This is a genomic window from Gymnodinialimonas ulvae (genome assembly GCF_037543845.1).
GTDB lineage: Bacteria > Pseudomonadota > Alphaproteobacteria > Rhodobacterales > Rhodobacteraceae > Gymnodinialimonas > Gymnodinialimonas ulvae.
The window spans coordinates 840790-863571 of sequence record NZ_JBBIFX010000001.1 but is presented as its reverse complement, the minus strand read 5'-3'; the positions used below and the strand labels follow the sequence as shown (position 1 = coordinate 863571).

The following is a 22782-nucleotide window of genomic DNA, read 5'->3' as shown; positions in this document are numbered from 1 at the left end:
GGCATTAGCCCCCGAGGAAACTTTTGCGGACCTCCGGGTCGGCAAGGAGTTCCTTGCCGGTGCCGGTATAGGCGTTGCGCCCCTGAACCAGAACATAGCCTTTGTCAGCGATTTCAAGGGCCTGACGGGCGTTTTGTTCAACCATCAAAATCGGGATCCCGGTGCGGGAAACCTCGATGATGCGGTCGAAGAGTTCATCCATAACGATGGGTGAGACGCCTGCGGTTGGCTCGTCGAGCATCAGGACCTTGGGTTGGGTCATGAGCGCGCGGCCCACGGCGACCTGCTGACGCTGCCCGCCCGAAAGCTCGCCCGCCGCCTGCCGCCGCTTGTCGCGCAGGATCGGGAACAGATCATAGACCTGTTCCATCGTGTTGCGGATGTCATCGCGGCGGATGAAGGCCCCCATTTCCAGGTTTTCTTCGACCGTCATGGAGGTGAAGATGTTGGAGGTTTGCGGCACGAAGCCCATGCCCTTTGCCACGCGGGCCTGCGGGGTGAGGGAGGTGATATCCTCACCATCGAGGCGGACGGCGCCCTGTCGGACGTTGAGCATGCCGAAGACGGCCTTCATCGCGGTGGATTTGCCCGCGCCATTGGGGCCTACGATGACGGCGATTTCGCCGGGGTTCACGGCGATCGTGCAATCGTGAAGGATGTCAGGCCCGCCAGAGCCATAGCCGCCGGTCATCGTGTCGCCGATGAGGAAGGCGGTGTCGGTGTCAGCGGCCGTAGCGGCGCGGGTCTGCTCGGCCAAATCGCTCATGCGCCGGCCTCCGCCAGTTGATCTTTGTTTTTCAGGCCCGTGCCCAGATAGGCTTCGATCACCTGCTCGTTGGCCTTGATCTCATCGAGCGTGCCTTCGGCGAGCACGCGACCCTCGGCCATGCAGATGACGGGACCGCACAGGCGGCCGATGAAATCCATGTCGTGTTCGATCACGCAGAAGGTGTAGCCGCGTTCGGCGTTCAAGCGGAGGATCGCGTCGCCGATGGTGTTCAGCAGCGTGCGATTCACGCCCGCGCCGACCTCGTCCAGAAACACCATCTTGGCGTCGACCATCATGGTGCGGCCCAGTTCGAGCAGCTTTTTCTGCCCGCCCGAGACGGCGCCTGCGGGATGGTCGGCGAGGTGGGAAATGGTCAGAAAATCAAGCACTTCGTCGGCCTTGGCCTTGAGGGCACGTTCCTCATCCGCGATGCGCTTGCGTCCGAACCAGGTGTTCCAGAGGCTTTCGCCCGTTTGACCCTCGGGGACCATCATCAGGTTCTCGCGGCAGGTCATGGAGGAGAACTCGTGCGCGATCTGGAACGTACGCAGCAGGCCCTTGGCGAAGAGTTTGTGCGGCTTGAGCCCGGTGATGTCTTCGCCGTCCATGGTGACGGTGCCGGATGTTGGTTCAAGAACGCCCGCGATCACATTGAAAAGCGTGGTTTTTCCCGCGCCGTTCGGGCCGATCAGCCCGGTGATCGAGCCGGTCTCGATCTTGAGTGACGCCCCGTCGACGGCGTGAAAGCCCCCGAAATGTTTGTGCAGGTCGTGGACCTCGATCATTTTTGCAAAGCGCTCCGGAATGAAACGGCGCAGCCCGGCGTTTCGGGCCGGACTGCGCTGATATTATCGGTATATCTTTGGTATATCTTCGGTATATCCCTCAGATCGTGTTTAGCGGAAACCGGCGACCGAGAGCTCACCGTCGACGATCTCGATCTCACGGTAGTTGCCAGCCGACTCGCCGCCACCGATGAGTTCCACTGCCGAGGCACCGACGTAGTCGATCTCTTCGCCGTTGGCGATCATCTCAAGCGCCATGCCAAGCTGACCGGGCAGGATCTGCGTGCCAGGCGCGTTGGCGACGTTCATCACTTCGCCCATGTAATCGGACGCGTTGCGCGAACCGGAAGCGGCCATGGCGAGCATGATCAGGGCAGCGGCGTCATAGGATTCGGCGGAGAACGGCGAGGTGCCGTCGAAGCCCGCTTCTTCCGCCATGCCCTGGTAGATCGATGCGCCTTCGCTGTCGGTGCCGGGGTTCTGGCCGAACGAGCCGTCGATGTCGGAGCCGAAGTTGTCCACGAGGGCCTGGGAGACCATGCCGTCGGGGAAGACGAACGTGTCAAACGCGCCGGTGTCGAGCGAGGCCTGGATCACGCCGGAGCCACCCTGATCAACGTAGCCTGCGACCACGAGGGCGTCGCCCCCGGCAGACGCCAATGCGCCGACTTCAGCGGAGTAATCCGCGCGGCCATCTTCGTGGGCGGCGGAGAGGGTCACGGTGCCACCGGCCTCTTCAAAGGCGGCGGTGAAGGCATCGGCGAGGCCCTGACCATAATCGTTGTTGGTGTAGGTCACGGCGACGGTGTCAATGCCGCGCTCCATGATGATCTCGGCCATCACGACGCCCTGACGCGCATCCGATGGTGCGGTGCGGAAGAACAGGCCGTTGTCTTCGGCGGTCGACAGGCCCGGCGAGGTGGCCGAGGGCGAGATCATGACCATGCCGTTGGGAACCGCGACATTGGCGAGGATCGAGCCGGTCACACCGGAGCAATCTGCGCCGACGATGCCGTGCACGGCGTCCGACGTGATCAGGCGCTCGGCGGCGGCCTGGGCGGCGGAGCTGTCGACGCAGGTGCTGTCTGCGCGCACGGAGGTCACGGCGGCACCGTCAAACAGCGCGCCTGACTCAGTCACTTCGGCCATCGCCAGCTCGGCCCCGTCGGCCATCGCGGGCGTGATCGATTCAATCGGTCCGGTGAACCCGAGGATCACGCCAAGGCTCACGTCGCCCTGGTGCCCGTCCGCGGCTGCGGCTCCGGTGAGCGCACCAAACATTGCGGTGGTTGCGGCGGATGCCAACAGAAACTTTTTCATAAACTTTCTCCCTGTACCCGAGCCTTGATGGCCCTTGATGCGCGAGACAGTAACGGTGAGATGCACAAAGGGAAAGAGGCCAAAAAGCGAGGTTTCGCAACGTTCGCTGGTTCGGACCATGAGGGCGCGCGGCGGGCCATGATCGGGCAGGCGGGCGGGCCACGCGGGGCGCTGTGGCTTGCGAAGCGGCGATGAACCTGCTGCAAAGAAGCCAGCGTCTCGGCCACCCGTGCCAAGATCGAAGGTGGCCAACGTCATAGGCGGCCAAGGTCGAAGGTGCGACGGGTCGCGCAACATCGGAAGGGAATAGCGGATGGCGGCACCGAAGAATGAATTGAAGGCAAACCTTGCCGCAGGGCGCGTGCAACGGGGGCTGTGGTTGAACCTTCCGGGCATGGTGAGCGCCGAAATGGCGGGCCGTGCCGGGTTCGATTGGTGCCTGGTGGATGGCGAGCATGGTCCGTGGGATCCGTCGGCGATCCGGGATCAGTTGATCGCGCTGGAAGGCACGGGGACGCCTGCGGTGGTGCGGGTTCCGGTGGGCGAGGATTGGGTGATCAAGCAGGCGCTCGATCTGGGGGTGCAGACCCTGCTGGTGCCTATGGTCAATTCCGCAGACGAGGCCCGCGCGATCGTGCGCGCCTGCCGCTATCCGCCCGAGGGCGTGCGCGGTATGGGCGCGATGGTCGCGCGCGCCGGGCGCTTTGGCGCGACGGAGAATTATCCGGCCACCGCCAATGCGGAGATCTGCATTCTGGTGCAGGCCGAAAGCCGCGCCGCGTTGGACGATCTGGAGGCGATCACCGCCGTCGATGGGATCGATGGTGTCTTTGTCGGGCCCGCGGATCTGGGCGCGGACATGGGATATCGCGATGACCTGGGCAATCGGGCGGTCTGGGACGCGGTGAGCCAGGCGATCAAAACGATCCGCGCGGGCGGCAAATCGGCCGGTATCATCGTCGCGGGCGCCGAGGCGGAGGCGCGGATGCTTGATCTTGGGGTGACGTTCCTGGGCTGCGGCGCGGATGCGGCGGTGTTGCAAAACGCGCTTACCGCGTTGGCGCGGCCATGAAGGTCGAGCTGAAACACGGCGACACGCGCGCGGTGTTTGACACAGAGGTGGGCAATATCCCGCTCTGGCAGGTTGGCGGGCGCGCGGTGTTGCACGCCGCCCCGTGGCGGGATGAGGCGGAGGTGCAGACCAATCCCGACATCCTGCCGATGGAAAAGCGCTTGGCGGGCGATTTCTTTTGCATGCCGTTCGGCAAAGATGATGTGGCGGAGTCTCCGCTGCACGGGTCGACGGCGAATGACCCGTGGGAGGTGCTGCGCGAAGAGGGCAACCGCGTGGTTGCGACGGCCAATCTGGACCGGTTCGGCGGCGCGGTAGTGGTCAAGGACATCACGCTGATCGGCAACGCGATGCTGCAACGTCACATCGTCGACAAGGGCGCGGGCGAGATCACCTTCGCGCATCATCCGATGGTGCACATGCGCGAGGGCGGGCGGCTGTCGTTCAGTGCCAAACGTGCGGCGATGACCGATCCGACCTGGCAACACCCTGAAAGTAATTACTGGGTTGTCAATCAGTTGCGTGGCGATCTTCATCTGGAATTGGACGGCGGCGGACAGTGGGATGGCCGGACCTATCCCGCCGGTCACGTGACCGAGGATTTCTGCGTGCTGGTCGAGGCGCGGGGCAACACGCTTGGTTGGACCTGCGTGATGCGCAATGCCGAGGATGACATGCTTTTGGTGTTGAAGGACCCGGCCGAGATGCCGGTCACGATGCTTTGGCTGTCGAACGGCGCACGGGATTTCCCGCCGTGGAACAGCCGTCATACCGGCGTTCTGGGCATCGAGGACGGCTGCACGCTTGGCGGGCAGGGATTGAAGGCGGCGCGCGGTGATAATCCGCTGCGCGCGATGGATGTGCCGACGACGATCCCGCTGGGGCAGATGCACACGATCCGGCATGCGATGGTGTCGCTGCCGCGGCCACCGGGATGGTCGGATCTCACCGAGCTGCGCCTGAGCAAGGGGGAGCTGCACCTGCGTGAGGCGGGCGGCGGCACCTTGTCGGTCCCGTTCCCGGAGGGGCATTTTGACTGATACCGCGGGCCCCTTGATCCTGGTCGATGCCGATGCCTGTCCGGTGAAGGACGAGATCTACAAGGCCGCGTGGCGGCACGGCATTGCGGTGCGGTTGGTGGCGGGATCGTACCTGCGCCATCCCGCGCATCCGTTGATCACGATGCAAATGGCGGGCGACGGGTTCGACGCCGCCGATGACCTCATCGCCGAGGTGGCGGGGCCTGCGGCCTTGGTGGTGACGGCGGATATTCTGCTGGCCGAGCGGTGCCTTGAAAAGGGCGCTGCGGTGATGGATCCCAAGGGGCGCGCGTTCACCAAAAACTCCATCGGGGCGCAGGTCGCGACGCGCGCGATCATGGCCGATCTGCGCGCCGGACTGGACGGACAAGGCATCGGCGGGGCGAAACCGTTCAGCAAGGCAGACCGTTCCGCGTTCTCCAATGCCCTGGAGACCGCGTTGAGACGCTTGAAATAGGGCCCGAAGGGGCGTAGAGCCGCGCCTTGCTTATAAAGGTAGTCCCATGTCGTTCACCCTTGCCATCGTCGGTCGGCCCAATGTCGGGAAATCGACCCTGTTCAACCGGCTCGTGGGCCGGAAACTGGCGCTGGTGGACAACCAGCCCGGCGTGACGCGCGACCTGCGCGAAGGCGACGCGCGGCTGGGGCCGTTCCGGTTTACCGTGGTCGACACCGCCGGTCTGGAAGATGCCACCGACGACAGCCTTCAGGGTCGGATGCGGCGGCTGACCGAACATGCGGTGCAAATGGCCGATGCGGCCCTGTTCGTGATCGACGCGCGCGCGGGTGTCACGGCGGCGGATGAATATTTCGCCGACATCCTGCGCAAATCGGGCAAGCCGGTTCTGTTGGGCTGCAACAAGGCCGAGGGCAACGCGGGCCAGTCGGGAATGATCGAGGCCTATGGTCTTGGCCTGGGAGAGCCGATCGGGCTAAGCGCGGAACATGGCGAAGGGATGAGTGACCTTGCCGCCGCTTTGGGGCCGTTGATCGACGAAAAGCCGGTGGAGGAGGCCGAAACGGATGTCGACGTCGAGGGTGAAGAACGCGTTATAACCCGTTCGAAACCCTTGCAGATTGCCGTTGTTGGCCGCCCCAACGCGGGCAAATCCACCCTGATCAACCAGATCATCGGTGAAGATCGCCTGCTCACGGGGCCCGAGGCCGGGATCACGCGCGACGCCATTGCGCTGCCGTTCGAATGGGACGGCGTGCCGATGAAGATCTTCGACACGGCCGGCATGCGCAAACGCGCCAAGGTGCAGGAAAAGCTGGAAAAGCTGAGCGTGGCCGATGGCCTGCGCGCGGTGAAATTCGCCGAAGTGGTGGTGGTTTTGCTGGATGCCGCAATCCCGTTCGAGAGCCAGGATTTGCGCATCGCCGACCTTGCCGAGCGCGAGGGGCGCGCGGTGGTGATCGCGGTCAACAAATGGGACATCGAGGGCGAAAAGCAGCAAAAGCTCAAGGATTTGCGTGCGGGGTTCGAAAAACTCCTGCCACAGCTCAGGGGCGCGCCCTTGGTCACGGTGTCGGCCAAGACGGGCAAAGGCCTGGACCGCTTGCACGCCGCCATTTTGCAAATTCACAAGACGTGGAACACCCGTGTGGCGACCGCGAGGCTGAACCAATGGCTCATCGGGATGACCGAGGCGCATCCACCGCCCGCGCCGGGCGGACGGCGCATCCGGCTGCGGTACATGACGCAGGCCAAGACGCGGCCGCCGGGCTTCGTGGTGATGTGTTCGCATCCCGACAAGCTGCCAGAGGCCTATTCGCGCTATCTGGTGAATGGGCTGCGCGAGGATTTCGACATGCCCGGCACGCCGATCCGGCTTTGGATGCGCAGCCAATCCGAAGATAACCCCTACAAGAACCGCAAGAAATCCACGCCCTCACGGCTGAACAAGCACGTCCGGAAGGGCGAGACGAAAAAAAGTTGATGGAGCGGCGCGGGCTTGTCAAAGGGGCGCTGATCCTTGGTGGGGCCTGGGCGATTGTCGCGCGTCCGTGGAATTGGGGCCGCGCGCCTGAGCTTGAGTTTGAGCCGTTTGATCCGGTCCCTGGGTTTCGCCGTCTGAGTCTTGGGGGCCAGGTGACAGGGGGCGGGTTGACGGGGGGCGGGGCCGGGGGCGCTGTTCTCTTGGGGCTTGATGCGTCGCCCGCCCGCGATGCTGCCGTGGAGGCACGGGTCCGTGCCGAAGTCGAGCCGTTGCTGTGGTCCGGCTGGACCGGCGGCGCGCCGGTTCCGGTGACGTATTTCACCGACATCCGCTGCCCGCTGTGCCGTCTGTTGGAGCCGCGTCTGGCCACGTTGGAGGGGATCACCTTGACCACACGGGAATATCCCCTGTTCGGGGCTGCGTCAGAGCTGGCCGCGCGCGCGGTGCTGGCCGCAGGGCGACAAGGCGCGGCAGAGGCGATGCGCGAAAGATTGCACCGCACGCGGGCAGTTTCCGGGGCGGATGCTTTGGGGCCTCTGGCCGAGGGCCTGGGTCTGGATGGCGGACAATTCCGTGCGGATCTCGACGGTGCAGAGGTGGCCGCGCGGCTGGCCGAGGATCGGGCCTTGGCGGGACTGTTTGGATTGCCCGGAACCCCGTCGCTGATCATCGGGCGTACGCGCGTGGTGGGCGTGCAACCCGACGCGGTGCTGCGTGCGGTGATCGCGGACGAAGCGCTCGCGCGCGGTTGACGAAAAAGGGCGCCCCTGGCATGGGAGCGCCCAATGTCGTGCCGCGCGGAGGGGTCTTACCCGTTGGCTTCGCGGATCTTGTCGGCGGCGTCTTTGTCGAAGGTCACGCCATTGTCGGCGAGCATCGTGTCGAGCTCCCCCGACAAGGTCATCTCCGTGACGATATCGCAGCCGCCGACAAATTCGCCCTTCACGTAAAGCTGAGGGACTGTAGGCCAATCGGAGAAATCCTTGATCCCCTGCCGAATGTCTTCGTCGGCCAGCACGTTCACATCGGCGAAATCGACGCCCATGTAGTTCAGCACGCCCGCCACGCGGGAGGAGAAGCCACATTGCGGCATCTCCTTGGTGCCCTTCATGAACAGCACCACGGAATTGTCGGTGATGGTTTGCTTGATCTGATCTTCAGCGCTCATGGGGTCGGATCCTTTGATCGTCGGAACGGATGGGAATAGGGTTGAGTTGGTCCCGCGTGGGGCGGAACAGAAGGGCGAGGGGGCCAATGGCCGCGAGGATCGCGCCGTGGAGGAAGGCTTTCATGGGGCGTTCACTTTCGATTTCCGGGCATCATGCCCTTGGCGTGGTGTTGGGGGTCTTTTGGGACACGATAGACGGTGCTATGCCCGCCAACGCCGGATCCGAGATCCGCTGATACAAGCGTATCTCCGTGGCCAGCGGTGAGACCGCGGGTCTTGGGGACGTGGGATTGGCGCGTGACATTGCGATAAATGCCGATGGCCCCGGCAAGGCCAACCAAGGCGACAAAGCCCCAAACGACCCATGCCGTATATGACATCACTCCGGCACCTTGGTGGTCAGGGCCAGCGCGTGCAATTCGCCCGAGGGGCCGTCCATCTTGCCCTTCAGGGCCGCATAGACCGCGCGTTGTTGTTGGACGCGGTTTTTGCCGCGGAAGCTTTCGTCGATGACCATTGCGGACATATGCACACCGTCGTCGCCCGCGACCTGGATCTGGGCGTCGGGGAAGCTTTCCCGCAGGAGGGCTTCGATCTCGGTGGCTTGCATTGGCATGGGCGTGTCCTTGACCGTTTCGATAAGGAATGTAGGGCGCGCGTGCGCAGGCCGCAAGCGGTCAGCTTTGGGAAAGATCGTCACGTGCCGCGTGGCGGATGCGTGGCGATGCGAGGGGCCAGCCCCTCGCGCTCCCGGAGGTATTTGGAGAGCAAAGAGGGGCGGCGTCAGGCGAAATGACCGGCGAAGGATGTGGACCAGCTTTCGGCCAGTTCTTCCAGCGGGGCCTCGGAGGTGCCGATCTTGACGGTGTCGCCACCAACCTTGCCAACGGTCACGATGGGCACGCCCGCGCGGCTGGCGGCGATCATCAGCGCCTCGGCCTTGTCGAAGCTGGTGGAGATCAGGTAGCGGGCCTGATCTTCACCGAAGAGGGTGGGGGTGTCGGCCACGTCGAGCGTGACCCCGGTTCCGGCAGCTTCGGCCAGCTCGAACGCCGCCAGCGCAAGGCCGCCGTCGGACAGGTCGGTGCAGGCGCCGATCCACTCGCGGTTGTCGCGGATGAAGGTGCCGTTGCGGCGCTCGGCCTCCAGATCGACCATGGGCGCGTCGCCGTCTTCGCGGTTGAACACCTCGGCCAGTAGCGCCGATTGGCCAAGGTGGCCGGTTGTTTCGCCAACGAGCAGGAGCATGTGGCCATCGCGTGCGGTGCCGGAAATCAGGTCTTCGATATGATCGAGCAGACCGACCGCGCCGATGGTGGGGGTGGGCAGGATGCCGGTGCCGTCGGTCTCGTTGTACAGCGAGACGTTGCCGGACACGATGGGGGTGTCGAGCGCGCGGCAGGCTTCGCCGATGCCTTGGATCGCGCCCACGAACTGGCCCATGATCTCGGGCTTTTCGGGGTTGCCGAAATTCATGTTGTCGGTTGTGGCGAGCGGCGTGGCCCCGACGGCGCACAGGTTACGGTAGGCCTCGGCGACGGCCTGCTTGCCGCCCTCAACGGGGTTGGCCTTGACGTAGCGCGGGGTCACGTCGGAGGTGAAGGCGAGCGCCTTGTCGGTGCCGTGCACGCGGACGACGCCCGCGCCGAGGCCCGGCGCGCGGATCGTGTCGGCCATGACCTGGCTGTCGTATTGCTGATAGGCCCAGGCCCGGGAGCAGTAGTTGGGCGAGGCGATGAGGGCGCGCAGGCCGTCGATCGGGTCGATCTGCGGCACGTCGGCGAGCGGCTCGGCGGGCGGCGTTGCAACCCAGGGGCGATCGTATTCCGGCGCGGTAGAGGCGAGTTTCGACAGCGGCAGATCGGCGACTGTTTCGTTTCCGTGGATAATCAGGAAGCGGTCCTCGGCGATGGTTTCCCCGACGATGGCAAAGTCCAGATCCCATTTGACGAAAATCTCGCGCGCCTGATCTTCCAGCGCGGGGTTGAGGACCATGAGCATGCGTTCCTGACTTTCGGAGAGCATCATCTCGTAGGCGGTCATCGCGCTTTCGCGTTGCGGGACGTGGTCGAGGGTCAGCTTGATGCCGAGCCCGCCCTTGTCGCCCATCTCGACCGCGGAGCACGTCAGGCCCGCGGCACCCATATCCTGAATGGAGATCACGGCGCCGGTTTCCATCAGCTCAAGACAGGCCTCCAAAAGGCGCTTTTCGGTGAAGGGATCGCCGACCTGAACGGTGGGGCGCTTTTCCTCGATCGTGTCGTCGAACTCGGCCGACGCCATCGTCGCGCCGCCGACACCGTCGCGGCCCGTCTTGGCCCCGAGATAGACGACCGGCATACCGACGCCAGAGGCCGCACTATAGAAAATCTTGTCGGTTTCGGCCAAACCAGCCGCAAAGGCATTTACAAGACAATTCCCGTTGTAGGCCGGGTGAAAGCGAATCTCGCCACCCACGGTGGGCACGCCAAAACAATTGCCATAGCCGCCGATACCTTCGACCACGCCGTGCACCAGCTGCCGGGTCTTGGGGTGGTCGGGCGCCCCGAAGCTGAGCGCATTCATCGCCGCGATGGGCCGCGCGCCCATGGTGAAGACATCGCGCAGGATGCCGCCCACACCCGTGGCCGCGCCCTGATAGGGTTCGATGTAGGAGGGATGATTGTGGCTTTCCATCTTGAAGACCACGCATTGACCGTCGCCGATATCGACGATGCCGGCGTTCTCGCCGGGGCCGCAAATCACCTGCGGGCCTTCGGTGGGCAGGGTGCGCAGCCATTTCTTGGAGGATTTGTAGGAACAATGCTCGTTCCACATGGCCGAGAAGATGCCCATTTCGGTGAAATTCGGCGCGCGCCCGAGGATCGCGTTGACCTCCGCCCATTCGGCGTCGGTAAAGCCATGGGCGGCGATGATCTCGGGCGTAAGTGTCGGTTCGGTCATGTCGGTCCCCCAGTTGGGCCGGTCTATAAGCCGCCCGCGCCGTGGGGGGAAGCCTCAGACCGCGCGACGAAAGATCATCGCAGTGGGGCGGTCAAAGCCGCGATGGGCGAACGTTGCGTGTTCGGTGAAGCCAAGTGCGCGATAGGTGACGTGGTTCTCGATCAGTTCGACGCGCGCATAAAGCTGCAAACCAGCGCAGCCCAGGTGCTGCGCCCGCACGGCGGCGGCCTCCATCATCGTGCGAGCAAGACCCTGCTTGCGGTGGGTGGCGGCGACGGCCACCTTATCAATTTCGTAATATCGCCCCTCGGGTCTGCCAAAGCCGCAAGCCACGGGACTCACTCCTTCGCGGGCCAAAAACAGATCCTCGGCCATGGCCTTTTCCGCAATGTCTTGAAGGGTCATCGTCGTCAGGAACGACGGCGGGTCGATCCGGCCTTCCATCGGCGCGTATGCGGCGCGCAGAAGCGCATCGAGGGCGGGCCAATCGGTGAAGGCGGGGTTTGTTTCTATTTTGGAAACCATGGGTTTGCGTCGCAGATCACGGCGCGGGACGCCAGATCAGAGCAAAAAAAAAGGCCGAGACGAATCTCGGCCGAAGTCCAACAGGGAGGTGTCAGAACTCTCGTTCCGACGATTGATGAAGTAAGAGGCGGAACGCTTCCGATCAAGGCAAAATGGGGATTGACGATGCATTGCCGGTATGTATGTGGCGCATAGCACACAGCCTTGTCGGCGCGGATCAGGTCGGAACCGCCTCGGCTTCGCGCTGCCTGCGGCGGTAGGCGATGACTTCTTCCATGACGAAATCGCGAAACACTTCGATGCGGCGGGATTGGCGCAATTCCTCGGGATAGGCGAGGAACACGGGCACTTCGGCGGATTCCACCTCCGGTAGAACCCGGACGATATCGGGGAAGTCCTGCGTCAGATAATCGGGCAAGACGCCGATGCCCAGATCGTGGATCACGGCCTGCAGCACGCCGAAGTAATTGTTCACCGAAAGCGTGGAGCCGACATCGTAGCTGAGCAATTCGCGTACCAGCAACGCGCCGGAACTCACCTGCGCGGCGGAGGCGTTTTGGGAAATCAGGCGGTGGTTGGACAGGTCTTCGAGGCTGTCCGGCATGCCATGTTTCGCCAGATAGGAGGGCGACGCGAAAAGCCGCATGTTGATCGTCATCAGGCGGCGGCGGATCAGGTCGGCCTGGCTGGGTTCCTTCATGCGGATGGCGACGTCGGCCTCGCGCATCGGCAGGTCGAGGACCTTTTCTTCGAGCATGAGGTCGATCTTGAGATCGGGATATTTCTCGTAAAGCGCGGGCAGGCGCGGGGCCAGCCAGAGGGAGCCGAAGCCGATGGTGGTGGTCACGCGCAGCTCGCCGAACACTTCCTCTTCGCTGTCGCGGATGCGGGCGGAGGCGGCATCGAGGCGCTTGGTCATCGCGCGTGTTGCGTCGTACAGAAGCTCGCCCTGTTCGGTGAGGATCAAGCCGCGGGCATGGCGGTGAAACAGCGTCGTGTTGAGGCCCTCCTCCAAAGCGCGGATCTGCCGCGAGACGGCGGATTGGCTCAGGTGCAGCGTGTCACCGGCATGGGTCAATGAGCCAGCCGAGGCCACTGCGTGGAAAATCCGCAACTTGTCCCAATCCATCATGTCACCTGTTCACACGCTTCGCGCGCCAACCTAGGAAGCCCACGCGGCCCATGCAAAGGGTTTCTGGCGGGGTCGGGATTGCGGGGCATTTCAGCATCAAAACTCAGCTGGCGGCAAGGATCGAGACCCCGGCCACGATCACCACAGCCCATCCCAAGCGGCGGCCAAGCTGGCCTTCACCCAGGACGACAGAGCCGAGCAAGACCGCGATCAGGACCGAGACCTCACGCAGGGGCGCCACATAGATGACCGGCGTGAAGGTGAGGGCATAGAGGACGAGGATATAGGCGCCGGAATTCAAGACGGCGATGATCAGCACCGCAGGTTTGTGGTCGCGCCAGAGCGCCTGCACCTTGTCCCAGCGTCTGCGCGCGTATGGATAGAGCAGGACCGAGCGCCCGATGGCCGACGCATAGTCCATCAGGATCGGAGGGATCAGCAGGACCGAGACGCCCCAGGCGTCCCAGACGGTGTAGGTTCCGATCAGCGTACCGACGCCGAGCCCGTAGGCCAGTGATTTCAAAGGCCGCGCGCCGCCCCTTGGCCCACCGGTCAGCATCGCGACGCCAAAAACGATGATCGCGCCACCGAGTGCTGCCTGCGCGGGCAGGGCCTGAGCCAGAAGGACAAGCGCCATGAGCGACGACAGGACCGGCCCCGTGGCCCGCGCGGTTGGGTAGACGATGGACAGATCGCCCGCCCGATAGCCCGCTTGCAACAGGAGAAAATAGCCGAGGTGCAGCAGCGCAGTCCCGACGAGGGCCACGGCGACTAGGGCGCTCCACCCATCGAAGGTCAGGGCGAGGTAAAGCGCGAAAGGGCCGTAAACCGGCAGCGACAGCGCCGCGAAGAGCCAAAGCAGTTCGGGCCCACCATTGAGGCGCTTGACCAGAAAGTTCCATGTCGCGTGGGCAAAGGCGGCGGCCAGGACAAGCGAAAAGCCGAGGGGGGTCATATCGCGTGGCTCCGTGGCGATGCGCGCAAAACTTGGAACGTCACGGATTGCGGCGCAATCCCTCACGATTGTTTTTCTAGACAGGTCAGCTTTTGTGACCTAGTTTGATTGCAATGGATGAACACCACGCAGCACGGGAGGCCCATATGGGAGTGCAGCAGGTCTCGCTCAACGACAAATTCGATCTCACGAAATCGCCGGTTCTTCTGAACGGAACGCAGGCGCTGGTGCGGCTGATGCTGATGCAAAAGGAACGCGACCGCTTGGCGGGGCTGAACACGGCGGGCTTTGTGTCGGGTTATCGCGGCTCGCCCCTGGGCGCGGTGGATCTACAGATGGCGCGGGCAGACAAGCGGCTGGCGGAAAACGATATCCTGTTTCGTCCGGGATTGAACGAAGATCTTGCCGCAACCGCCCATTGGGGCCACCAGCAGGCCGAGTTGCGTGGCGAAGGCACCCATGACGGCGTCTTTGGCCTTTGGTACGGCAAGGGGCCGGGCGTGGACCGGACCGGCGACGTGATGCGGCATGTGAACATGGCGGGCACGTCGCGCCATGGCGGTGTGATCATGGCGATGGGCGACGATCATACGGGCGAGAGCAGCACCGTGTGCCATCAAAGCGACTGGGCCATGGTCGATGCGCACATGCCGGTGCTGTCGCCCGCGGGGGTGCAGGAAATCCTCGACTACGGTGTCTACGGCTACGCGTTGAGCCGGTTTGCGGGCGTTTGGGTGGGCCTGAAATGCCTCAAGGATACGGTGGAGGCGACGGCGGTGGTCGACGCGCGCCCGGATCGGATGAATTTTGCGATCCCGGACTTCGATATGCCCGAGGGCGGGCTGAACATCCGGCTTGGCGACCATTGGATCGCGCAGGAAGAACGCCTTCTGGAACACAAACGTTGGGCGGCGGAGGCGTTTTCGAATGCCAATGGGATCGACAAGCGCGTGCATGGACAGCGCGGTGCGAAGGTCGGGTTTGTGGCGGCGGGCAAAAACTGGCTCGACCTGCAATCGGCGCTTGCCGCGCTTGGGATAGACGAGGCGGAGGCCACGCGCCTGGGCATCACGACCTACAAGATCGGGCAGGTCTGGCCGCTTGATATGCACGGTTTCAAGGATTGGGCCGAAGGGCTCGATCTGATCGTGGTGGTCGAGGAAAAGCGCAAGCTGATCGAGGTGCAGGTCAAGGAAGCGATCTTCGACGACCGGCGCGGGCGGCGCGTTTATGGCTACAAGGACGGGCAGGGCAATACGCTGTTCCCGCAGCATTTTGCGCTCGATCCCGCGGATATCGCGTTGAAACTGGGCCGGATCCTCGAAGAAGAGGGCTGCATGACGGACCGGATGCGCGCGGGCATGACGCGGGTCGAAGAGGCCAAGCGTGCCACCAACGCACCCGATCTGGCAACACGGACGCCGTGGTTTTGCTCAGGCTGCCCGCACAATTCATCGACCAAGGTGCCCGAGGGTAGCCGCGCGGGCGCGGGCATCGGCTGCCACTTCATGGCGAAGTGGATGGATCGCGAGACCGAGGCTTACACCCATATGGGCGGCGAGGGCGCGAATTGGATCGGCGAGGCGCCGTTCTCGACCCGCGATCACATGTTCCAGAATCTCGGCGAGGGGACATATAATCATTCCGGCATCCTCGCGATCCGCGCCGCTTTGGCCGCGGGCACCAACATCACCTACAAGATCCTTTTCAACGACGCCGTCGCGATGACCGGCGGGCAGACCAATGAGGGCGAGCTGTCGCCCGGGCGCATTGCCCATGAGCTGCGTGCGATGGGTGTGGGCGAGGTGGCGCTGGTCTATGACGCCAAGGAAGACGTGGATTTTGCATCGTTTCCGGCGGATGTGGACAGGTTCGAGCGGGCCGATTTGATGCATGTGCAGGAGCGCATGGCCAAGGTTCAGGGCGTCTCGGCGATCATCTATGTGCAGACCTGTGCCGCCGAAAAGCGCCGCCGCCGCAAACGCGGGACATTCCCCGATATCGACAAGCGCGTGTTCATCAACACAGATGTCTGCGAGGGCTGCGGCGATTGCGGGGTGCAGTCGAATTGCGTGTCCATCGTGCCGGTGGAGACGGAACTGGGCCGAAAGCGGGCGATTGATCAGTCGACCTGCAACAAGGATTTCAGCTGTGTGAACGGCTTCTGCCCCTCCTTCGTGACGTTGGAGGGTGCAGTCATCAAGAAAGAGGCCTCCGCGAGCGTGGACCTTGCGGGGCTTCCCGAACCGGCGCTGCCCGCGATCGATGGCACGCACAATGTGCTGGTCACGGGCGTCGGCGGCACCGGCGTTGTGACCATTGGCGCGGTGATGGCGCAGGCCGCACAGCTTGATGGCATGGGTGCGGGTATGATCGAGATGGCGGGTCTTGCGCAAAAGGGCGGCGCGGTTTCGATCCACCTGCGGCTGGCCAAGCGCCCGGAGGACATCGCCGCCATCCGCGTCGGTGCGGGCGAGGCGGATGTTGTGATCGGCGGCGACCTGGTGGTCACGGGCGGGGCAAAGACGCTTGGCATGATGACGACGGGGCGCACCGGCGCTGCGGTGAACAGCCACGAGATCACCACCGGTGACTTCACGCTCGATACGGAATTTACCATACCAGGCAAGGATTTGGAGGTCGCTCTTCAAGCACGGTTGCGCGATGGGCTGCATCTGTTCGATGCGACGGAATTGGCGCGCGTTCTGTTGGGGGACTCGATCTATTCGAACATGATGGTGTTCGGCGCCGCGTGGCAGATGGGGTTTGTCCCGCTCAGCCACGAGGCCATCGTGGCGGCCATCGGATTGAACGGCGCGGCGGTCGAGGCCAACGAACAGGCGTTCGAGATGGGCCGTTGGGCCGTGGAAAACCCGGCGGCGGTCACGCGATTGACCGCGCCCAATGTGGTGACGCTTCCCAAGACGCTTGACGATACAATCGCTTACCGCGAGGGGCATCTGGTGGCCTATGGCGGCAAGCCTCTGGCCCGGAAATACCGCGCGCTGCTCGATAAGGTGGAGGATCCGCGCCTGCGCGAGGCGGTGGCGAAAGGGTATCACAAGCTCTTGTCCTACAAGGATGAATACGAGGTGGCGCGCCTGCATCTTGAGACCGAGGCCAAGGCGCGCGAGAGCTTCGGGGGCGATTTCAAGATGTCCTACCACCTCGCCCCACCCCTGCTGCCGGGCAAGACACCGGATGGCCGCCCGAAGAAACGCGCCTTCGGGCCGTGGATGGGCAAGGCGTTCAAGCTGCTGGCCGCGATGCGGTGGCTTCGGGGGACATGGGCCGATCCGTTTGGCTACACCAACGAGCGCAGGATGGAGCGCGCGTTGATCCGCGACTACGAGCGCGACATGACGCTCTGGCTGCCCGATGCCACGCCGGAGAGGATGGACGCGCTGGTGGCGCTGGCCGAATTACCGTTGCAGATCCGCGGGTTTGGGCCGGTCAAGGAGGCGAATGCCGCCAAGGCCGCGCGGCAACGGGCCGATTTGCTGGCCCTGTTGCAAGCGGGCGGCTCGGCACCGGCGCAGGCGGCGGAATAGGCCGTCGCGACGCGGTCCCTTGGTACCTCTCGCAGCGGAAGACTTTCTCCCGTGCGTCCCCTGCGGTAGGGCGGGCCGCAAGAAGGACGCGTGCCATGCCTGAATTGTCGGAACTCTTGCCAATGGTGGCCCTGATCCTCGTCATCGGGGCATTCGCCGGCGTGATTGCGGGCCTGCTCGGCGTGGGCGGTGGGATCGTGTTGGTGCCGGCGTATTACTTCGCCTTCGAGGGTCTGGGATATGGGCCCGATGGGTTGATGCAGATCTGCCTTGCGACGTCGTTGGCGACAATCATGGTCACCTCGATGCGATCGGTGCATGCGCACAACAAAAAGGGTGCCGTCGATTGGGCGATCCTGAAAGGCTGGGGCCCGGGCATTGCGATTGGCGCGCTCTTTGGAGTTGGGGTGGCGAGCGGCCTGCGCAACGAAGTCCTGATGTTGATTTTCGGCGTTCTGGGTTTGAGCGTCGGCCTCTACATGTCGTTCGGCCAGGCGGATTGGCGGTTGGGTGATGCGATGCCGGGCCGGGTCGGGACGATGGTATCGTCGCCCGTGATCGGGTTCTTGTCGGTGTTGATGGGCATCGGGGGCGGGTCCTTCGGCGTGCCGTTGATGACGCTTTACAGCCAACCGATCCACCGCGCGGTGGCGACGGCGGCGGGCTTTGGCCTGCTGCTCGCCGTGCCCTCGGTCATCGCGTTCCTTTTGGTCAGTGGTGAGGGAACAAACCGCCCGCCGTTCACACTGGGCCAGGTCAATCTGGTGGGCTTTGCGCTGGTCGTGGCGATGACCCTGCTGACCACGCCGTTGGGGGTCAGGCTGGCGCACGCGCTTGACCCGAAGCCGTTGAAGCGGGTGTTTGCAGTCTTCATCATGATCATGGCTTTGAACATGCTGCGAAAGGCCATGGGGTTTTGAGCTGGCTGTCGCAAGGCTTTGAAGTGTTTCCGCCCGAACCTGCGGTCGAAGACTGGGTTCGAAGCGTACGGGCACCGGCCCTTGCGGCGGCGGCGGATTACGCGCAGCGCGCGGTTTGGCTGCGCCATGGCGGAACGTGGTTCGTGGGCGTGGATGCCTTGCCGAATGATGTCCATGGTGCTGTGGGCCGTGGCCCTGCGTTTGCGGGCGCCGCGTTTGATGCGGCGGTGGCGGCAACGGGAATTGCGCGGCTGCACCGGGCGCAGTTGTCGGTGACCTATCCGGGTTATCCGCTGCAGGACGCGGAGGAAAGCGCCGCCGCGCATCGGTTCCGGACGCAGCGCGATGCGGCGCATCTGGATGGCTTGTTGCCGGAAGGGCCGGACAAACGGCGGCATCTGCGTGAGCCGCATGCCTGGATCCTTGGCGTCGCCCTGACCGAGGCGGACGTGGGTGCGAGCCCGTTGGTGGTTTGGGAGGGAAGCCACGAATTGATCCGGCGCGCCTTCGCCCGGGTCTTTGAGGGCGTGCCCGCGCCGGAATGGGGAGACGTGGACGTCACCGAGATCTACAAAGCCGCCCGCGCCGAGGTGTTCGAGGGCTGTCGCCGGGTCGAAGTCCCGCTGGCACCGGGCGATGCAGTGCTGCTGCATCGCCATGTCATCCATGGCGTGGCCCCCTGGACAGACGGCGCCAAGGCCGCGACCGAGGGTCGCGCGATCGCATATTTCAGGCCGTGTTTCGAAGATCCGTCGGATTGGTTAGAGCGACCTTAGCCCTTTGAGGCCATCCGGGCCGCCCGCCCGCCGCGCCGCTTCTGGATCAGGGCGCGCCGTTCGGGCAGAACCGCCATCACCTCACGCCGGGCCTCGGGGGCCATGCGCGACCATTGGGTGATTTCGTCGATGGACCGCAGGCACCCGGTGCAAATGCGCGCCTCGGGATGGACGACGCAGATTTTCACGCAGGGGCTTTCGATCTCGTCGCGTTTCCAGATGTCGTCGGTCACGTCGCACTCCTGATATGGCGCAACCGGTCGAGCGCCCCTTGCAGGATATAGCCTGCGGCGACGGCGTCGATCACCTCTGCGCGACGTTTGCGGGTCGTATCCGCCTCAAGCAGTGCTTTTTCTGCCGCAACCGTCGACAGGCGCTCGTCCCAGAAGGCGATGGGCGTCTCGGCAAAGTCCGGCCGCCGGGTCAGGTTGCGCGCGAAGGCGCGCGTGGCCTGCGCGCGGGGGCCTTCGGTCCCGTCCATATTTCGCGGCAGGCCGAGGATCAGGCCCCCGACCTCATGGCGCGCGATCAACTCCTGCAGGCGATCGGCATCAAGGGTGAATTTCCGGCGTTTGATCGTCTCCAGTGCTGTGGCGGAGTTCAACAGCCGGTCCGAGAGCGCCACGCCAATGGTCTTTGTGCCCAGATCAAGGCCGATCAGACCGCGCATCGACGGCGCGGCATCCGCGAAGGCCTCAAGACTGTCGTGGATCACTCCGATGCGCCCCCGGCGCGGGGTTCCGATGCGCCCCCGGCGCGGGGTTCCGATGCGCCCCCGGCGCGGGCCATGGCGGCCCGGAAGGCTTCGTCGATCATTTCCAGCGCTTCGGGGAACTCGGCGAATGTGGCCTGCGCGTCGTCATGCACGATCTGCGCGGCATTTGAGCGGCCCAGAACGCCGTAGGCAGTGATAAGCTGTGCCCAATCCTGTGGCGTGCCGCCTTCGGTCGCCAAGCGGTTGGCAAGCCCTTCGACCATGGTTTCGATCATCGCCTGCTGGCCCTCGGCATCGAGGCCTTCCATGGCTGCGAAATCGGACGGGCCGGGCCCGCCTTGCAGCATGGCGGGGTCGAGTTCGACCCCGGCGGCGAAGGCGACCTCGCCCAATTGGGCTTGAATGGCGTTGACCCATGGGGCTTCGGGACGGCTTTCGCGAAGCAGGTTGACCCAGATCGGCAGCGCCAGGTCCGGGCGGCCCTGTTGCGCGTACATCTGACCGGCAAAATAGCGGCCGGTGCCGTCGCTCGGCTCTAGCGCCAGACCGCGCACCAGCGCATCTTCGGCCTCGGGCGAGACATAGCCCCCCGCGGCAAAGATCAGCATTTCGGCATAGTCGATCCAGTGGCGGCCCGTGGCCTCGTCTTGCAACAGGTTCAGCAGACGGCCCTGCGCGTTGCGGGCGGCGCGGAAATTGCCAAGCATCGCCTCGTTCGCGGCCAACAGCTCCAGGCCGCGGGCATCGTCGGGGCGTTGTTCGATGACGGTGCGCAACTGCTCGACCATGGCCAGACGTTCGGGGTCGGCCTCGCGCTGCGGGCGATCGGGGGCCTGCTCTTCGGCGGTGGCCTGATCGGGGCGGTTTTCGCGCGCCTCCTCGATCATCGAGATCCGGCCATCCAGCGGCAAATCCGGATATCCCGGCGCGCCGATCTGCCAATAGGTCCAGACCGAGATGCCGATCGTCGCGACCAGCCCCAGCACCACAAGCGCGGTGCCCTTGCCCGCGCTGGACTGCGCCTGTTCGCCTTGCAGCGCGCGGTCGGCGTCCAGAATGCGGCGGCTGACCTCGGTGCGGGCGCGCGCGGCGTCTTCCTCGGTCAGGGTGCCACGCGCGACGTCGCGTTCCACTTCCTTGAGCTGATCGCGGTAAATCTGCAGGTCATAGGCCGCCTTGGGCCCTTCGCCGGTATCCGGGCGACGCGCAGCCAGCAGGACGAGGGCAACCACGACCAGACAGATCAAACCAGCGGCGATCCAGAACACCATGTTCGCACCCCATGCGTAGCCTCTTTGACCCCTCTCATAAGGCCCGGTCGTCACAAGCGAAAGCGCATATGCGGTCACATGGCCGACAGGACCCGCGCGTAGCCCGCGACAAGATGATCCGAGGTCGCAAATTGTCTTTCATTGGTCGCGCCGAGTATCCTCTTTTCCGGCCACCGCGCGAAAAGCGAGGCATCAGGTTTCGGAGTCCCGTCCATGCGCAAGTATTCTGCTTTTGCCGTCGCCCGCGAAGCGTTCCGCCATCACAAGGGCTGGGAGCGCGCGTGGACCTCGCCAGAACCAAAGGCGGCTTATGACGCCGTGATCGTGGGCGCCGGCGGGCATGGCCTGGCCACGGCTTATTATCTCGGCAAGAACTTCGGCATCACCAATGTGGCGGTGATCGAAAAGGGCTGGCTCGGGGGCGGCAACACGGGCCGCAACACCACGATCATCCGCTCGAACTACCTGCAAGATCCGTCCGCCGCGCTATATGAGAAGGCGCGCTCGCTTTATGAAACGCTGTCGCAGGACCTGAATTACAACATCATGTTCAGCCCGCGCGGCGTGATCATGCTGGCGCAGACCCATCACGAGGTGCGCGGCTACATCCGTACCGCTCATGCCAACGCGCTGCAGGGCGTCGAGACCCGCTTCATCGACAAGCATGAGGTCAAGCGCCTGGTGCCGATCATGAACATCGAGGGTCCGCGGTATCCGGTGCTCGGCGGGCTGTGGCAGCCCCGCGGTGGCACCGCGCGCCATGATGCGGTGGCCTGGGGCTATGCGCGGGCGTGTTCGGATATGGGGATGCACATCATTCAGCAGACCGAAGTGACGGGCGTGCGCCGCGAAGGGGGCGCAGTTGCAGGCGTCGAGACAACGCGCGGCTTCATCGGGTGCAAGAAGCTTGGCATCGTGGTCGCAGGCCATTCGGGCGTCTTGGCCGAGATGGCGGGCTTCCGGTTGCCGCTTGAATCCGTGCCGCTTCAGGCGCTGGTGAGCGAGCCGATCAAGCCCTGCATGGATGTCGTCGTGATGGCCAACACTGTTCACGGCTACCTCAGCCAATCCGACAAGGGCGAGATGGTGATCGGCGGCGGCACCGACAGCCACAACAATTACACGCAGCGCGGGTCGTTCCACCATGTCGAGGAAACCGTCCGCGCGCTGATCGAGACCTTCCCGATGCTCTCGCGGCTCAAGATGCTGCGGCAATGGGGCGGGATCGTGGATGTGACGGGCGACCGCTCGCCGATCTTGTCAAAAACGCCGGTCGATGGCGTGTTCATCAACTGCGGTTGGGGCACGGGCGGGTTCAAGGCGATCCCCGGTTCGGGCTGGGGATTTGCGGAATTGATGGCCAAGGGGCATTCGCCGCTGACCGATGCCTTCGGGATGGAACGGTTCCGCGAGGGCCGCTTCATCGACGAAAGCGTCGCGGCCGGGGTGGCGCATTGATGGGCTGGCTCGTGCATCCGAACGCTGCGCTGCGGCGTGGCAACGTCCCGCCGGTCACAAAATGTGAGCGGGACGCGGCTGTTTTTGGCGCATGGGATGGGGCCGAAGCGGCCTTTTCTGGCCGACCTGGGGCAACGCACGCGTCCGGCGTTGAGGCAAACGGGGCAGGGCGCAACGGTGTGGGCATCCAAATGGAGGATGCTTCATGTCTGACTACGACCACAGAAACCAAGCCTTCGACTACGCCCCGCCGACGCGCGGCGGCTCCGGATCCGGTGCGCTCATGTTCATCGGTGGAATTCTCGTGCTCTTCGTGCTCGCCATCATCTTCATGGGCGGCGGAACGGGCCCGGTCCCCGAAGACGGCGCTGCGGCGCCTGCGGTGGAGCAGACTGCACCCAGCGCTCCGGTTGCACCCGCGCCTGTCGACTAAGACCTACAC

General features: G+C 64.3%; 22 protein-coding genes. 10 read left to right on the top strand and 12 right to left on the bottom strand.

All coding sequences use genetic code 11. From position 1 onward, the window contains the following. Positions 1-4: 4 nt before the first annotated feature. The 3 genes from V8J83_RS04145 to V8J83_RS04135 form a co-directional block, all read right to left on the bottom strand. Complete coding sequence (locus V8J83_RS04145; protein WP_339983768.1) at positions 5-766, bottom strand: ABC transporter ATP-binding protein; 762 nt, start codon at positions 764-766, stop codon at positions 5-7. Beyond that, entirely contained in the window at positions 763-1554 is a 792-nt protein-coding gene (locus V8J83_RS04140) for an ABC transporter ATP-binding protein (protein WP_339983766.1), read from the bottom strand. The genes V8J83_RS04145 and V8J83_RS04140 overlap by 4 nt, the downstream gene beginning before the upstream one ends. Positions 1555-1665: 111 nt before the next feature. Beyond that, complete coding sequence (locus V8J83_RS04135) at positions 1666-2874, bottom strand: ABC transporter substrate-binding protein (protein WP_339983764.1); 1209 nt, start codon at positions 2872-2874, stop codon at positions 1666-1668. A 313-nt stretch (positions 2875-3187) separates the two neighbouring features. Between V8J83_RS04135 and V8J83_RS04130 the strand changes: the two genes are divergently transcribed. From V8J83_RS04130 to V8J83_RS04110, 5 genes are read left to right on the top strand one after another with little or no spacing between them, the layout of a single operon-like run. Then, positions 3188-3946 (top strand): HpcH/HpaI aldolase family protein, encoded by a 759-nt coding sequence (locus V8J83_RS04130; protein WP_339983762.1) that lies wholly within the window; start codon positions 3188-3190, stop codon positions 3944-3946. Beyond that, positions 3943-4986, top strand: a complete 1044-nt coding sequence (locus V8J83_RS04125; protein WP_339983761.1) for a hypothetical protein — start codon at positions 3943-3945, stop codon at positions 4984-4986. The genes V8J83_RS04130 and V8J83_RS04125 overlap by 4 nt, the downstream gene beginning before the upstream one ends. Then, positions 4979-5443, top strand: a complete 465-nt coding sequence (locus V8J83_RS04120; protein WP_339983759.1) for a YaiI/YqxD family protein — start codon at positions 4979-4981, stop codon at positions 5441-5443. Before V8J83_RS04125 ends, V8J83_RS04120 begins: the two co-directional genes overlap by 8 nt. Positions 5444-5489: 46 nt before the next feature. Continuing rightward, positions 5490-6926, top strand: a complete 1437-nt coding sequence (der, locus tag V8J83_RS04115) for a ribosome biogenesis GTPase Der (RefSeq protein WP_339983757.1) — start codon at positions 5490-5492, stop codon at positions 6924-6926. Further along, positions 6926-7678 (top strand): DsbA family protein, encoded by a 753-nt coding sequence (locus tag V8J83_RS04110; protein WP_339983755.1) that lies wholly within the window; start codon positions 6926-6928, stop codon positions 7676-7678. Before der ends, V8J83_RS04110 begins: the two co-directional genes overlap by 1 nt. A 56-nt stretch (positions 7679-7734) precedes the next feature. Here the strand turns inward: V8J83_RS04110 and grxD are convergent, their stop codons facing one another. From grxD to V8J83_RS04080, 6 genes are all read right to left on the bottom strand, one after another. Continuing rightward, positions 7735-8094 (bottom strand): Grx4 family monothiol glutaredoxin, encoded by a 360-nt coding sequence (grxD, locus tag V8J83_RS04105; RefSeq protein WP_339983753.1) that lies wholly within the window; start codon positions 8092-8094, stop codon positions 7735-7737. Positions 8095-8473: 379 nt separating this feature from the next. Beyond that, positions 8474-8710: a BolA/IbaG family iron-sulfur metabolism protein gene (locus V8J83_RS04100; protein ID WP_339983751.1), complete on the bottom strand. Its 237-nt coding sequence runs from the start codon at positions 8708-8710 to the stop codon at positions 8474-8476. A 167-nt stretch (positions 8711-8877) separates the two neighbouring features. Then, the gene (gene purL / locus V8J83_RS04095; RefSeq protein WP_339983749.1) at positions 8878-11037 is read right to left on the bottom strand and encodes a phosphoribosylformylglycinamidine synthase subunit PurL; all 2160 of its coding nucleotides are present in this window, start codon (positions 11035-11037) and stop codon (positions 8878-8880) included. 54 nt (positions 11038-11091) lie between these two features. Continuing rightward, positions 11092-11562: a GNAT family N-acetyltransferase gene (locus tag V8J83_RS04090; protein ID WP_339983747.1), complete on the bottom strand. Its 471-nt coding sequence runs from the start codon at positions 11560-11562 to the stop codon at positions 11092-11094. Positions 11563-11779: 217 nt separating this feature from the next. Beyond that, the gene (locus V8J83_RS04085) at positions 11780-12691 is read right to left on the bottom strand and encodes a LysR family transcriptional regulator (RefSeq protein WP_339983745.1); all 912 of its coding nucleotides are present in this window, start codon (positions 12689-12691) and stop codon (positions 11780-11782) included. 106 nt (positions 12692-12797) lie between these two features. After that, positions 12798-13649, bottom strand: a complete 852-nt coding sequence (locus tag V8J83_RS04080; RefSeq protein ID WP_339983743.1) for an EamA family transporter — start codon at positions 13647-13649, stop codon at positions 12798-12800. 146 nt (positions 13650-13795) lie between these two features. Between V8J83_RS04080 and V8J83_RS04075 the strand changes: the two genes are divergently transcribed. The 3 genes from V8J83_RS04075 to V8J83_RS04065 all read left to right on the top strand — a co-directional run bounded on the left by V8J83_RS04075 (position 13796) and on the right by V8J83_RS04065 (position 18896). Then, positions 13796-17200: an indolepyruvate ferredoxin oxidoreductase family protein gene (locus V8J83_RS04075; protein WP_339985984.1), complete on the top strand. Its 3405-nt coding sequence runs from the start codon at positions 13796-13798 to the stop codon at positions 17198-17200. A 95-nt stretch (positions 17201-17295) separates the two neighbouring features. Next, positions 17296-18120 carry a sulfite exporter TauE/SafE family protein gene (locus tag V8J83_RS04070; RefSeq protein WP_339983741.1) on the top strand — a complete coding sequence of 275 codons (825 nt, stop codon included), beginning with the start codon at positions 17296-17298 and terminating at the stop codon, positions 18118-18120. Further along, positions 18117-18896, top strand: a complete 780-nt coding sequence (locus tag V8J83_RS04065; RefSeq protein ID WP_339983739.1) for a phytanoyl-CoA dioxygenase family protein — start codon at positions 18117-18119, stop codon at positions 18894-18896. The genes V8J83_RS04070 and V8J83_RS04065 overlap by 4 nt, the downstream gene beginning before the upstream one ends. Here V8J83_RS04065 and V8J83_RS04060 read toward each other — a convergent pair. Genes V8J83_RS04060 through ccmI form a run of 3 tightly spaced genes read right to left on the bottom strand, consistent with a single transcriptional unit; the run spans position 18893 to position 20882 of the window. Next, positions 18893-19129: a DUF1289 domain-containing protein gene (locus tag V8J83_RS04060; RefSeq protein WP_339983737.1), complete on the bottom strand. Its 237-nt coding sequence runs from the start codon at positions 19127-19129 to the stop codon at positions 18893-18895. The genes V8J83_RS04065 and V8J83_RS04060 overlap by 4 nt on opposite strands. Continuing rightward, positions 19126-19611, bottom strand: a complete 486-nt coding sequence (gene ruvX / locus V8J83_RS04055) for a Holliday junction resolvase RuvX (RefSeq protein WP_339983736.1) — start codon at positions 19609-19611, stop codon at positions 19126-19128. Before ruvX ends, V8J83_RS04060 begins: the two co-directional genes overlap by 4 nt. Beyond that, entirely contained in the window at positions 19608-20882 is a 1275-nt protein-coding gene (ccmI, locus tag V8J83_RS04050; protein WP_339983735.1) for a c-type cytochrome biogenesis protein CcmI, read from the bottom strand. Before ccmI ends, ruvX begins: the two co-directional genes overlap by 4 nt. Before the next feature lie 213 nt (positions 20883-21095). On the opposite strand from ccmI, the gene V8J83_RS04045 reads away from it, so the two are divergent. Both V8J83_RS04045 and V8J83_RS04040 read left to right on the top strand, forming a co-directional pair. Then, positions 21096-22340, top strand: a complete 1245-nt coding sequence (locus V8J83_RS04045) for a sarcosine oxidase subunit beta family protein (protein WP_339983733.1) — start codon at positions 21096-21098, stop codon at positions 22338-22340. A gap of 205 nt (positions 22341-22545) precedes the next feature. Then, positions 22546-22773 (top strand): hypothetical protein, encoded by a 228-nt coding sequence (locus tag V8J83_RS04040; RefSeq protein WP_339983731.1) that lies wholly within the window; start codon positions 22546-22548, stop codon positions 22771-22773. Positions 22774-22782 lie beyond the last annotated feature (9 nt).